Below are 12,393 nucleotides of genomic sequence, written 5' to 3' on the forward strand. Positions count from 1 at the left end.
ACGGGAGCTCGCCATGAATCTCGACTTCTCGCCCGAGGACCTCGCCTTCCGCGACGAGGTCCGCGCCTTTATCGCCGAAAACTATCCGGCCGGGCTGCGCGACAAGCAGGAGGAGGGCGAGGAGATGGCCAAGGAGGATTTCCTCTCCTGGCACCGCGTTCTCGCCAACAAGGGCTGGGTGGCCCCCGCCTGGCCGACCCAGTACGGCGGACCGGGCTGGACTTCGGTGCAGCGCTATATCTGGTCGGAAGAAACCGCCCGCGCCGACTGCGTGCCGATCCTGCCGTTCGGCATCAACATGGTCGGCCCGGTGATCTACACCTTCGGCACGCCCGAGCAAAAGGAACGCTTCCTGCCGGGGACCCTGTCGGGCGACATCTGGTGGTCTCAGGGCTACAGCGAGCCTGGCGCGGGTTCCGACCTCGCCAGCCTGAAGACCAAGGCCGAGCGCTTCACCGGTGATGACGGCAAGGAATACTACCTGGTCAATGGTCAGAAGACCTGGACCACCATGGCCCAGCACGGCGACTGGATCTTCTGCCTGGTCCGCACCGACCCGAACGCCAAGATTCAGGAAGGCATCTCGTTCCTGCTGATCGACATGAAGTCGCCGGGCGTGACCGTGCGTCCGATCATCACCCTGGGCGGCGAGCACGAGGTCAACGAGGTCTGGTTCGAGAACGTCAAGGTGCCGGTCGAGAACCGCATCTACGACGAGAACAAGGGTTGGACCTGCGCCAAGTTCCTGCTGGCTCACGAGCGCTCGGGCATCGCCGGTGTGGCGCGCTCCAAGCGCGGCATCGAGCGGATCCGCCAGATCGCCTCGACCGAGCTGAGCGACGACGGCGACGCGCTGATCAAGGATCCGATGTTCAAGCGCAAGGTCGCCGAGCTCGAGATCGACCTGACGGCGCTCGAGTACACCGAGCTGCGCACCCTGGCCGGCGAAGCCGCCGGCAAGGGGCCGGGGCCGGAGTCGAGCGTCCTGAAGATCAAGGGCACTGAGATCCAGCAACGGATCACCGAGCTGGTGCTCGAGGCCGCCGGTCACTACGGCGCGCCCTATTTCCGCGGCTTCCCGAAGGACGGCGACAACGCCTATCCGATCGGTCCGGAGTTCGCGCACCGCTCTGCGCCGACCTATTTCAACGTCCGCAAGACGTCGATCTATGGCGGCTCGAACGAAATCCAGCGCAACATCATCGCCAAGATGGTGCTGGGCCTCTAACGCGGGCTGTCATCCCGGGCGCGCCGGAGGCGTGACCCGGGACCACCCAATTCACTGACTTTGACGATCCCGGCGCTCCGCTTTGCTGCGGCCGGGATGACAATCAAAAAAGAACGGAAACCCAGGGATGGATTTCAACTTCACCGAAGAGCAGTCGATGGTCCGCGACTCCGTCGCGAGCTTCCTGCAGGACAAGTACGACTTCGACACCCGCCGCAAGATCGTCAGCTCGGACGCCGGCTGGCGCGCTGACTACTGGAAGGCCTTCGCCGAAGAGCTCGGCATCCTGGGCGCTTCGTTCAGCGAAGAGCTGGGCGGCCTGGGCGGCGGCGCCATCGACAACATGATCATCATGGAAGAGTTCGGTAAGGCGCTCGTCATCGAGCCGTATCTCGGCACCGTGGTGATCGGCGGCGGCTTCATGAAGCACTCGGGCTACGCCGGCGCGGCTTCGGTCATCGAAGGCATCGTCGGCGGCTCGACGACCATCGCCTTCGCCTATGCCGAGCCTCAGGCCCGCTATACCTGGCAGGACCTGAAGACGACGGCCAAGAAGGATGGCTCGGGCTGGGTGCTGAACGGCCACAAGGCCGTCGTGGTCGGCGCGCCCTTCGCCACGCACCTGATCGTCACGGCCCGCACGGGCGGCGCCCAGCGCGACGCCGGCGGCGTCGGCGTGTTCATCATCGACAAGAGCCTGCCAGGCGTCGTGACCCGCGACTATCCGACGGTCGACGGCAACCGCGCCTCGGAAGTCTATTTCGAGAACGTTTCGGTCCCGGCCGAGGCCCTGATCTCGGAAAGCGGCCTGGCTCTGGTCGAGCAGGTGATGGACGAAGCCATCGCCGCCGTCGGCGCCGAGGCTGTCGGCGTGCTGCGCAAGCTGCATGAGGGCACTCTGGACTACGCCAAGCAGCGCAAGCAGTTCGGCACCGCCATCGCCAATTTCCAGGTGCTGCAGCACCGGATGGTCGACATGTTCATCGAGGTCGAGCAGTCGGTGTCGATGACCTACATGGCCACCATCAAGGTCGGCGAGAGCGCCGCCGAGCGCGCTAAGGCCGTGTCGGCCATGAAGGTCCGCATCGGTCGCGCCTGCAAGTTCGTGGGCCAGAGCGCCATCCAGATCCACGGCGGCATGGGCATGACCGACGAACTGGCGATCGGCCACTACTTCAAGCGTGCCACCATGATCGAGGGGCTGTTCGGCTCGGTTGATCACCACCTGAAGCGCTACGAAGCCCTGTCGTTCGACGCGGCCGCCTAAGGGCGTCTACGGACCAACAGGTTCAAGTGTTGAAGCCGCCTGCGTCATGGCGACGCGGGCGGCTTTTTCATGCGCCATGCTCCTGAACCATTCGCCTCAGGATCAGCCGACGCGGGTTTCATCGCCCGCCAAGCATTACATGGCGTGCGCCTATATAGGCCGTCTACGGATTAAAAGCGGACGTCGTTTCAGGCGTCTGGCGACGACTCATCCGCATGCGGACATGGTCTTTATACGGATGAAATTCGATTGCGGAGACGCCTATTGAGCGCATTCTTCCCAACGACGCGCTGACGACTAGGAGGGGGAGAGCCCCTGTAAGCCGCGCGCGTCTCCTGGTCCTCACGGCACTATCTGGGAGACGCCGCCATGAACGTATCGAAAATGAACCACGCGATGCTGTCGTTCGCCCTCTTGGGCGGCATGCTGGTCGGTGGTCGGCAGAGTTCGAAGCCGACCAAATCCCCGTCGTCGAAGTCGGGGCGCAAATAGGCCGGCTTTCGCGATACAAAAAAGGCCTCCGCCGGAGAGGCGGAGGCCTTTGCATCGTCGCCTTCAGAGAGGGTCTCAGCCCTTCTTGGCGGCCGTGTTGCAGTCGGTCAGGGCGTCGCCTTCGATCGCTGCGCCGCGATAGGTGAACGCAGTCAGTTCGCCGACCTGGGCGGCCAGCTTGCGGCAGGCGCGGGCGGCCGGCAGCGAGCGCGCCTTGGTGGTGGTGCAGACATCGCCCGTGCAGCGCCAAGCCGAACCGTCGTGGATGAACGACTCGCTCGTGGCCGGGGTCTTCAGCTTGAGTGATGCGCTTTCGGTGTCGGCGGCGAACGCCGGCGTGACGAGCGCGCAGGCCAACAGGCCCGCGAAAATAGCGGTACGCATTCCTACAGTCTCCTATCCCCGCGCCGGATGGGAGTTCCGACGCATGAGCGCGCGATCGGGAACGTCGCGCACCTTCCGGCATAGTTCGTTTTCTTTGAAAACTAAGTCAAGCGCCGAAGCGTGTCTGGCGCGCCCGATTGGTAGATTTCTGCATCCCAGGCCAGAAGGGCTGGGGTGACGTCCTCAGCCCGCTCAACCGCGCGCCAGGCGTTCGCCAGATCGGGTGGGGTGAGCCCTTGATCAATCGTGTGACGGATCAGGGCGAACAGCGGATCCCAGAAACCGCCGGGGTTATGGAACACAATCGGCTTCTGGTGAAGATCTAAACGGCGCCAAGATAGCAGTTCGACGATTTCTTCTAGGGTGCCGATGCCGCCGGGCAGCACGACAAAGGCGTCGGACCGCTCGAACATCATCATCTTGCGTTCGTGCATGTTGTCGACGACGACGGTCTCTACGTCGTCGAAAGGCTGTTCGCGGCCGCGCAGGAAGCTTGGAATGATCCCCAGCACCGCGCCGCCGGCCGTGTGAGCACCTCGGGCGGTGGCGCCCATCAGGCCGACGCCGCCGCCGCCGTAGACGAGCTTCAGGCCTGCCTTGGCGAAGCTTTCGCCGATACTGAAGGCGGCTGCGATGTAGCTAGGATCGGCGTCGTTCGATGAGCCGCAATAGACGCAGACGGCGCTCAGGCGCCTGGACTCGTCGGACATCGTCGTCCACTCCACAAAAGACAATGGCGCGCGGGGATCGCGCGCCACCGGTTCGTTCCTATTTGAGGCCGCATGATCAGGATTCGCTCCCGGGGTTTCAAGCCATCGATCCTTGTCGTCGCCGCGGCGACGCTGTTGACGGCTTGCGACCCGGGCGGACAGGGCGACCCGAAGCGCACGGAGAAGATCGATAGCGCCGAGGCCGGCTATCTCCCGCCTCCAGCGCTGGAAAACGTGCAGCGCGCGGGCGGCCGCGTGACCTTGGTGGGCGCTGCGCTGCCTGAGGCTGATATCCGGTTGGGCTCTCCAGACGGTGAGGTCGTGCTGGGCAAGGCGGACCCCGAGGGGCGATGGAGCGTGGCCGTTCCCATCCAGCCTGGCGTTCGATTGTTCGGCCTTTCCATGACCCGTGATGGCCGGACTGTGCAGGCGGAAGGCTACGTGTTGGTCTCGGAAGAGGGGCAGGTGGCCTTGTTGCGGGCTGGCGCGGGCGCATGGCGCCTCGCTCCCGCGTCCAGCGCGCCCCGGATCTTGGCGGTCGATATCGACAGGGCGGGCGGCGCGGTGGTGTCGGGAGTCGCTGCGCCGGGCGCGGGCCTCAATGTCCGGATTGACCGGGTCGTCAGCGGCGGGGGGCGCGCCGATGACAACGGCCGCTTCTCTATTGCGATGAAGGATCCGATGTCCCGCGGCCCTCACGACATTCAGATCGGAGGCGAAGGGGGCGAGGATCAGGTGACGATCGCGGCCACGCCGCCCTTGGCCCTGAACTCTGGTCCCGTGCGCGCCGAGCGCGTTCCGACCGGTTGGCGCATCGACTGGGTGACGCCAGGCGGCGGCGTACAGACCACTTTGCTGATCCGAAGGGATGGGCGATGAGAGGGCTGGGCGGCCCGCCGTCTCCTGGGCGCGAGGCGGTCGCCGGCGCGATCGCTAAGGCCGACCAGCCGATCCGCTTCTGGAAGGCGATGAGCGACCTGCTCCAACTGGTGCTGCGTTCCCAGGCGCCGGGGCTACGCTGGCGTCTGACCATCGCCTTGCTTTTGACGCTCACCGGCAAGGTGCTCGGCGTTCTGGCGCCGTTGATGCTGGGTCAGGCGGTGAACCAGCTCTCTGTCGGCCAGGGCGTTGCGGTGACGGTCACCCTGGCGTTCGCGAGTCTGGCAATCGGCTGGGCGCTGGTGCGGTTTATCTCGGCGGCGGCGCCACAGGCGCGAGACACGATCTTCACGCCGGTCGCCCAGGCGGCCCAGACCCGCGCTGCGGTCGAGACCTTCGCGCACGCCCTGTCGCTGTCGATCGATTTTCATCAGTCCAAGCGGACCGGCTCGCTCTCGCGGGTTATCGATCGTGGCGCGCGGTCGATGGATTTTCTGCTGCGAGGTCTGGTGTTCAACCTCGCCCCCACCGGGATCGAGTTGATCCTCGCCGCCGTGGTGCTGGCCAAGGCCTACGACTGGCGGTTCGCCGCTGTGGCTTTGGTGACGGTCGCAATCTACGGCTACGTCACGTTCGCCATCTCGGACTGGCGGATCGGCCACCGTCGGGCCCTCAATGAAGCTGACGCCGAGGCCGCCGGCCGCGCGGTCGATGCGCTTCTGAACTACGAGACCGTGAAATCGTTCGGTGGGGAGGCGAGGGCGGTCGCCAGCTACGAGCGCGCGCTGGACACCTATGGACGCGCAAACATCAAGGCGATCCAGTCGCTCAATCTCCTGAATCTCGTTCAGTCGGGCGTGATGAGTGTGGGCTTGGGCGTGATGGCCGTGCTGGCCGGATCCGAGGCCGCGCACGGGCGCATGGGACCCGGCGACGTCACGGCGGCCGTACTGATCCTGATCAATCTCTACGCGCCGCTGAACATCCTGGGCTTCGCCTACCGCGAAATTCGCCAGTCGCTGATCGATATGGAGGCGATGCTCGACCTGCGTCGGCAGGCCGCCGACGTGGCCGACGCTCCGGACGCCCAGGACCTGCCGCCGTGCGCCGACCAGAGAGGCGGGGCGGTGGCGTTCGAAGCGGTCTCTTTCCGCCACAGCGCGCGGTCCGAGGGGCTGAGCGAAGTGTCGCTGACCGTCGCGCCGGGCTCGACGGTGGCCATCGTGGGTCCCTCGGGCGCGGGCAAGACCACCCTGGTGCGGCTGGCCCTGCGGATGATCGATCCTCAGTCGGGGCGGGTGACGCTGGACGGCTATGACCTGAGGGCGTTGAAGCAGAGCTCGCTTCGCCGGGCCGTTGCCCTGGTGCCGCAGGACGTGGCCCTCTTCAACGATACCCTGGCGGCGAACATCGCCTTCGCACGGCCCGAGGTGGGGGAAACCGAGGTCTGGGCGGCCGCCGAGGCGGCGGAACTGGGTGACTTTATTCGCAGCCTACCCGAAGGCATGGCGACAAAGGTCGGAGAGCGCGGTCTGAAGCTGTCGGGCGGCGAGCGACAGCGTGTCGGGATCGCGCGCGCTCTGCTGGCGGAGCCGCGAGTGCTGATCCTGGACGAAGCGACCAGCGCGCTCGACAGCCGCACCGAAGCCGCCATCCAGGCGACCTTGCGCAAGGCGAGGGCGGGGCGAACGACCCTGGTCGTCGCGCATCGGCTGTCGACCATCGCCGACGCTGACGAGATCGTCGTACTGCGCCGGGGCAAGATCGTCGAGCGCGGTCGCCATGAGGTCTTGTTGGCGGCCGGCGGCGAGTACGCCGCGCTCTGGCGTCGCCAGACGCGGGACCGCGAGCCGGTTTAGGGTTTGCCCCACGCGGGGCTGTGCCTATATCGGCGTGAGCCGCCTTTCAGGAGATCCGCCATGCGTTACCTGCACACGATGATCCGCGTCCGCGATCTCGACGCCTCGCTGCGGTTCTACTGTGAGGGGCTTGGACTGCAGGAGATGTATCGCGCGGAGAACGAGAAGGGTCGCTTCACCCTAGTCTTTCTCGCTGCGCCCGAGGACGTCGAACTGGCCAAGGCGCGCAAGGCGCCTCTGGTCGAACTGACCTACAACTGGGATGATGAAGAGTACGGTGGCGGCCGCAACTTCGGCCACCTGGCTTACCGTGTCGACAATATCTACGAGACCTGTCAGCGCCTGATGGACATGGGCGTTACGATCAACCGCCCGCCGCGCGACGGCCACATGGCCTTCGTGCGCTCGCCGGACAACATCTCGATCGAACTGCTTCAGGACGGTGATCTGCCGCCGGCCGAGCCCTGGGTCTCGATGCCGAACGTCGGCGCCTGGTAGATCAGGAGACGCCGGCGCCGACCAATTCCTCAAGGCGTCGGCGCGGGGCGTCGGCGATTGCCGCCCACAGGATGCGCGCGAGCTCAAGCCTGTAGGCCGTGGCGTAGCCGGTCAGGAGCATGCTGTGGGCGCCCTCTGTCATTGCGCGCGAGAGGTCTTTGCGCGCCAGTATCGCCTTCCGGTCGACCGGGGGCTCATGCTCAGACGCCGCCACTCGGCGGTCCACCTCCAGCGCGGCTTGCATGGCCAGGGTCACCAGCGCCGGCAGCCGGCTGGTGTCGCCCCGGCTCTTGGCTCTCATCTCAAGCCGGTCGCGACCGGCGCCCGCGAGCTCGAAATCCAGGGCGCCGGCCACGCGCTGCAGCGTAATCGGCCAATGATCGTCCGTCGTCGTCATACTGAATCGCGCCCCCCCGAGCGTGTCCTTCTGCTCGGATAGCGATGTTCGCTCTTGGGTCAAAGGCGACTGATGCTGTTGTCCCCGTTCTGAGGTGCTCTGGAAAAGCCCTCAGCGGATCGCCAGATGGGTTCGGCGCGCTCGTGCTCTCCCAAGAGGTATCCATGCCCGACCTATCCGCTTTTCCGATCACGCGGCGCTGGCCTGCTCAACAGCCCGAGCAAATCCAGCTCTACTCGCTGCCGACGCCGAATGGCGTGAAGGTCTCCATCATGCTGGAGGAGACTGCGCTGCCCTATGAGCCGCATCTGATCGATATAGGCCAGAATGAGACCTGGAGCGCGGAGTACTTGTCGCTGAATCCTAACGGCAAGATCCCGGCGATCATCGATCCCAACGGGCCGGAGGGGAAGCCGATCGCGCTGTTCGAGAGCGGGGCGATCCTTGTCTACCTCGCGGAAAAGACCGGCCAGTTCCTCCCGTCCGCCCCCGCAGCACGGTATGAAGCGCTTCAGTGGGTGTTCTTCCAGATGGCCGCGATTGGCCCGATGTTCGGACAGCTTGGCTTCTTTCATAAGTTCGCCGGGCGCGAGTACGAGGATAAGCGCCCCCTGCAGCGCTATGTCGCTGAGTCCAAGCGGCTGCTCGGCGTGCTTGAGGGGCGGCTGGCCGACCGCTCGTGGCTGATGGGTGAGACCTACACCATCGCTGATATCGCCACCCTCGGCTGGGTGCGGAACTTGGTGGGCTCCTATGAGGCCGGCGACCTTGTCGGCTACGCAGATCTGCAGCATGTGCCGCGATGGCTCGAAGCGGGACTTGCGCGCCCGGCCGTCCAGCGCGGCCTTCAGAGTCCCGCGCGCGCCTGACGAAGACGTTCCGCGCCTGCGACCTTTTGGTTCGGCCGTTAAGAATTAAGGGGCCGTTAACCATAAGGGGCGGATTTTTAGCGTGTCTTCTTTGAAGGCACCCACCATCACTGACTTCCACAGCCCGGCCGCAAAGCCGGGCTGCTTTTTTTGGAACAAGGCGCTTGCATCGGCGCCATGGGGCGGCTATCACGCGGCCTCTTCTGAGAGCGACCTGTTCCGCGGTAGCTCAGTGGTAGAGCAGCCGGCTGTTAACCGGCTGGTCGTAGGTTCGAATCCTACCCGCGGAGCCACTCTCACCTTCCCGAAACCATCGCCTTATCGACCGCCTTACGGGGCGTGCGAAATCGCGTGCTTGGGCGCATTTTGTTGTCTTGCGTCGACTCGGCGAGGCGGCTATCACGCCCGCTCTTTCGAGAGCGACCTGTTCCGCGGTAGCTCAGTGGTAGAGCAGCCGGCTGTTAACCGGCTGGTCGTAGGTTCGAATCCTACCCGCGGAGCCACTCGCCCGAACTCGCCCGTACGGGCGCGGAATTCATCGCATTCGTTGTTGCCGTCTCTCACGCCGCTTGCGACGCCATCGGCCGTAAGCGCGCTTCAGCTTTTCGTCGATCCACGGCAGGAAGTAGATCAGCACAAGAGCGACCAGCGCGAGGGCGATCACCATCGGCGCACCATGCATGACAGAACCCCAATTCGTCGTGCTACGAGCGATTTCCCCCGTCATCGATCTTGTCGACGACGAACCCTTATCCAATCTCGCATAGCGCTGATCAACCAAGCTTCGATGACAAGACGGGCGGACGAGATCTCGCGCCCGAGAATCGACCTTTACGTGTCTGCGCTTCGCGCGCTGTGATGCATTTCCAGCCTTGCGTACGCGGGCTTCGCAGCGATGAGCCCGGGGATCGCATTGCGTTTAGATGATGGGCGGACCTATAAGCCTGCTCGAAAGTTCAGTCCTTCGAGGGATTCCATGAGCACCGACTTCGCCGCCGCGCGGCTGAACATGGTCGAGAGCCAGATTCGCACCGCCGACGTGACCGACCTGCCGCTGCAGGACGCGCTGCGCGTCGTGGCGCGCGAGAGCGTCGTGCCGGCCTCGAAGGCCTATCTGGCCTATGCTGACGCCGACATCGAGTACGCCCCCGGTCGCTGGCTTCTGCGGCCGCGTGAGGTCGGCAAGCTGCTGCAAGCGCTGAAGCCGCGCGAAGGTGAGACCGTCCTGGCCATCGCTGCGCCCTATGCGGCCGCCGTCCTGGAGAAGATGGGTCTTTCGGTCACGCGCCACGATGGCGAAGACCTGAAGACGGTCCCCGCCGGCGCCTACGATGTCATCGTCTGCGAAGGCGCCGTCGCCGTCGCGCCCAAGAGCTGGCAGGACGCCTTGGCTCACGGCGGTCGCCTGGGCGTTGTCGAGCGTACGGGTCCTGTCGGTCGCGCCGCGATTTATCTGCGCGCCGAGGACGGCGTTGGCCGTCGCGCCGCGTTCGACGCTTCGCCGCCGCTGCTCGCCGGCTTCGAGGCTGAGACGGGTTTCAGCTTCTGACGATCTGGGCCCGATGGACCGTCGCAACGTTTGCGTGAAAAAAGCTTAACTGGCGACGACTGGCGGAGCGACTTACACGCGATCATATTGTGGCCGGCGCGAGCTTCGCGTGATTGGGGATAGAATGTTGATGTCGAACCGTCGACGGGCCGGGTTGCTGGCCGCCGCTTGCAGCGCTGGTCTTCTGGCCGGGTCCTTCTCCGTCGCGAACGCCGAGACTCTCGCCGATGCGATCGCGCTCGCCTATCAGACCAATCCGACGCTGCAGCAACAGCGCGCCAGCGCCCGCATCACCGACGAAGGCGTGGTGCAGGCCAAGACCGGCTTCCGCCCGACCGTGGGCGCCACCGCCGATATCACGGGGGCCAACACCAATCCGGCCGGCGCCGGCGCGGATGTGAAGCTCTCTGGCAGCAGCGCGGCGCTCTCGATCACCCAGCCGCTCTACACCGGTGGTCGCGCCAGCGCGGGCGTCAGCGCCGCGGAAGCCGACGTGCTGTCGGCGCGGGAAGGTCTTCGCGCGGTCGAGCAGGGGGTGCTGGTCAGCGTCGTCCAGGCCTATGTCGACGTGCGTCGCGACCAGGAACGCCTGCGCATCGCCAAGGAAAACGTCGCGGTTCTGCAGCGCCAGCTCGAAGAATCGAACGCTCGCTTCGACGTGGGTGAGATCACCCGGACGGACGTCGCCCAGTCTCAGGCGCGCTTGGCTTCGGCCAAGGCCAGCCTGTCGGCCGCCCAGGCCCAGTTGGAAGTCAGCCGCGCGTCCTACGCTGCGGTGGTCGGTCAAACGCCCGGCGAACTGGCTCCCGAGCCGAGCTTGGCCGGGCTGCTGCCCGCCAGCGTCGACCAGGCTTTCGAGGCCGCCCAGACGAACAATCCTGGCGTGACCTCGGCGAAGTTCAATGAAGAGGCGGCCGCCGCGCGTGTCGCCGTCGCCAAGGCGGGCTATCGTCCGACGGTCTCGGCGCGCGCTTCGCTCGGTTACGATGCGACGCGTCGTTCTGGCGTCGGCAGCCAGTTTGACGACTATTCGCGTACCGTCTCGGGCGCGATCACGGCCTCGATCCCGCTTTTCGCCGGCGGCTTGACCACGTCGCAGGTCCGGGCGGCCAATGAACGCGAGAACGCCGCGCGCAGCGCCGTCGAAGGCGCCAAGCGCACCGCGATCCAGCAAGTCTCGAACGCGTGGAGCAATCTGCTGGCGTCGCGCGCTGGTCTGGTCGCCAACGAGGAGCAGGTTCGAGCGACCCGCATCGCTTTCGAAGGCGTGCGTCAAGAGCAACAGGTCGGCCTGCGGACGACGCTGGACGTTCTGAACGCTCAGTTGGAGCTGTCCAACGCCGAGCTGGCGCTGGTTTCGGCCCGTCGCGACGAATACCTGGCTTCCGCCGTGGTCTTGCAGGCCATGGGCCAACTGGAGGTGACGAAGCTCGCCTCCAACACCGCCGCCTATGACCCGAAAACCTCCTACAACCGCGTGACGCGCGGCGTGGGTTGGGTGCCGTGGGAGCCGGTGGTGCAGGCGATCGACAGCGTCGGCGCGACTTCCACCAAGCCCCCGAGCGGCTCGAAGTAGGTTTGATCCGCGTCGATTCCGCCCAGGCGCGGACTTGCGCTTGCTTAACACGCGTAAGTCTGCACCATCGCGGCTAAGCGCGCCCCAAGGCGCGCAAGGATTCGTACCTCTTTACGACGGCCCCGCACATGTCCGATCAGTCTCAAGAACCTACAATGGAGGAAATCCTCGCCTCCATTCGACGCATCATCTCGGAGGATGACGCGCCGGCGGAGCCTGCGGCCGAAGCGGCGCCCCCGCCGCCGCCGGAGCCCGAACCTGAACCGGTGTCGTTCGACGACGACGTTCTGGAGCTGACCGATCCGATCGCGCCCGAGCCCGAGCTGCCGCCGCTGGAGACTGTCGGCGACATCGATGTCTATTCCCCGCCGGAACCTGAGCCGGAACCGGCTTATACGCCGCCGCCAGCGGCTCCGGTGTTTGATCGCGACGAAGTCGCCGACCAACTGGTCGGCGTTTCGGCCGCTTCGGCAGCTGCGAGCGCCTTCGGCAGCCTGAGCTCGGCCCTGCTGATGCCCAAGGACGGTCGGACGCTGGAAGACGTCGTACGCGAGCTGCTGCGCCCGCTGCTCAAGGAGTGGCTGGACCAGAACCTGCCGCGCATCGTCGAGACCAAGGTCGAGGAAGAAGTGCAGCGTATCTCTCGAGGACGCGGCGCCTAAAACTTCCGAACCGTCGGAAAATC

General features: G+C 65.6%; 14 protein-coding genes and 2 tRNA genes. 12 read left to right on the forward strand and 4 right to left on the reverse strand.

All coding sequences use genetic code 11. From position 1 onward, the window contains the following. Nucleotides 1-13: 13 nt before the first annotated feature. The 3 genes from OVA11_RS09585 (at nucleotide 14) to OVA11_RS09595 (ending at nucleotide 2,987) form a co-directional block, all read left to right on the forward strand. A complete protein-coding gene (locus OVA11_RS09585) occupies nucleotides 14-1,228 on the forward strand; it encodes an acyl-CoA dehydrogenase family protein (RefSeq protein ID WP_268067182.1) in 1,215 nt (404 codons plus the stop codon). A 127-nt stretch (nucleotides 1,229-1,355) separates the two neighbouring features. Beyond that, the gene (locus tag OVA11_RS09590; RefSeq protein WP_268067183.1) at nucleotides 1,356-2,495 is read left to right on the forward strand and encodes an acyl-CoA dehydrogenase family protein; all 1,140 of its coding nucleotides are present in this window, start codon (nucleotides 1,356-1,358) and stop codon (nucleotides 2,493-2,495) included. Between the two features lie 354 nt (nucleotides 2,496-2,849). Further along, nucleotides 2,850-2,987: a hypothetical protein gene (locus tag OVA11_RS09595; protein WP_268068933.1), complete on the forward strand. Its 138-nt coding sequence runs from the start codon at nucleotides 2,850-2,852 to the stop codon at nucleotides 2,985-2,987. A 75-nt stretch (nucleotides 2,988-3,062) separates the two neighbouring features. On the opposite strand, the gene OVA11_RS09600 is transcribed toward OVA11_RS09595, so the two are convergent. Both OVA11_RS09600 and OVA11_RS09605 read right to left on the reverse strand, forming a co-directional pair. After that, nucleotides 3,063-3,371, reverse strand: coding sequence for a CC_3452 family protein (locus OVA11_RS09600; protein WP_096032955.1), 309 nt, complete (start codon nucleotides 3,369-3,371; stop codon nucleotides 3,063-3,065). Nucleotides 3,372-3,472: 101 nt separating this feature from the next. Next, complete coding sequence (locus OVA11_RS09605) at nucleotides 3,473-4,081, reverse strand: TIGR00730 family Rossman fold protein (protein ID WP_268067184.1); 609 nt, start codon at nucleotides 4,079-4,081, stop codon at nucleotides 3,473-3,475. A gap of 72 nt (nucleotides 4,082-4,153) precedes the next feature. On the opposite strand from OVA11_RS09605, the gene OVA11_RS09610 reads away from it, so the two are divergent. From OVA11_RS09610 to OVA11_RS09620, 3 genes are read left to right on the forward strand one after another with little or no spacing between them, the layout of a single operon-like run. Beyond that, nucleotides 4,154-4,960, forward strand: coding sequence for a hypothetical protein (locus OVA11_RS09610; protein ID WP_268067185.1), 807 nt, complete (start codon nucleotides 4,154-4,156; stop codon nucleotides 4,958-4,960). Next, complete coding sequence (locus tag OVA11_RS09615) at nucleotides 4,888-6,819, forward strand: ABCB family ABC transporter ATP-binding protein/permease (RefSeq protein WP_268067186.1); 1,932 nt, start codon at nucleotides 4,888-4,890, stop codon at nucleotides 6,817-6,819. Before OVA11_RS09610 ends, OVA11_RS09615 begins: the two co-directional genes overlap by 73 nt. Nucleotides 6,820-6,879: 60 nt before the next feature. Continuing rightward, nucleotides 6,880-7,317, forward strand: coding sequence for a VOC family protein (locus OVA11_RS09620; RefSeq protein WP_268067187.1), 438 nt, complete (start codon nucleotides 6,880-6,882; stop codon nucleotides 7,315-7,317). A 1-nt stretch (nucleotide 7,318) separates the two neighbouring features. On the opposite strand, the gene OVA11_RS09625 is transcribed toward OVA11_RS09620, so the two are convergent. After that, complete coding sequence (locus OVA11_RS09625) at nucleotides 7,319-7,714, reverse strand: hypothetical protein (protein ID WP_268067188.1); 396 nt, start codon at nucleotides 7,712-7,714, stop codon at nucleotides 7,319-7,321. A 164-nt stretch (nucleotides 7,715-7,878) separates the two neighbouring features. Here OVA11_RS09625 and OVA11_RS09630 point away from each other — a divergent pair, with 164 nt between their 5' ends. The 3 genes from OVA11_RS09630 (at nucleotide 7,879) to OVA11_RS09640 (ending at nucleotide 9,086) form a co-directional block, all read left to right on the forward strand. Further along, entirely contained in the window at nucleotides 7,879-8,583 is a 705-nt protein-coding gene (locus OVA11_RS09630; protein WP_268067189.1) for a glutathione S-transferase N-terminal domain-containing protein, read from the forward strand. A 218-nt stretch (nucleotides 8,584-8,801) separates the two neighbouring features. Next, nucleotides 8,802-8,876 (forward strand) — tRNA-Asn (locus OVA11_RS09635). 135 nt (nucleotides 8,877-9,011) lie between these two features. Further along, nucleotides 9,012-9,086, forward strand: a tRNA-Asn gene (locus OVA11_RS09640). A 32-nt stretch (nucleotides 9,087-9,118) separates the two neighbouring features. Here OVA11_RS09640 and OVA11_RS09645 read toward each other — a convergent pair. Continuing rightward, nucleotides 9,119-9,265 (reverse strand): hypothetical protein, encoded by a 147-nt coding sequence (locus OVA11_RS09645; protein WP_024265699.1) that lies wholly within the window; start codon nucleotides 9,263-9,265, stop codon nucleotides 9,119-9,121. 294 nt (nucleotides 9,266-9,559) lie between these two features. On the opposite strand from OVA11_RS09645, the gene OVA11_RS09650 reads away from it, so the two are divergent. The 3 genes from OVA11_RS09650 to popZ all read left to right on the forward strand — a co-directional run bounded on the left by OVA11_RS09650 (nucleotide 9,560) and on the right by popZ (nucleotide 12,370). Further along, nucleotides 9,560-10,132, forward strand: coding sequence for a protein-L-isoaspartate O-methyltransferase family protein (locus OVA11_RS09650; protein WP_010919194.1), 573 nt, complete (start codon nucleotides 9,560-9,562; stop codon nucleotides 10,130-10,132). A 124-nt stretch (nucleotides 10,133-10,256) separates the two neighbouring features. Beyond that, nucleotides 10,257-11,708: a TolC family outer membrane protein gene (locus tag OVA11_RS09655; protein WP_268067190.1), complete on the forward strand. Its 1,452-nt coding sequence runs from the start codon at nucleotides 10,257-10,259 to the stop codon at nucleotides 11,706-11,708. Between the two features lie 128 nt (nucleotides 11,709-11,836). After that, nucleotides 11,837-12,370 (forward strand): pole-organizing protein PopZ, encoded by a 534-nt coding sequence (gene popZ / locus OVA11_RS09660; RefSeq protein ID WP_268067191.1) that lies wholly within the window; start codon nucleotides 11,837-11,839, stop codon nucleotides 12,368-12,370. The last annotated feature ends 23 nt before the right edge of the window (nucleotides 12,371-12,393 follow it).

Source organism: Caulobacter sp. SL161, from assembly GCF_026672375.1.
Lineage (GTDB): Bacteria > Pseudomonadota > Alphaproteobacteria > Caulobacterales > Caulobacteraceae > Caulobacter.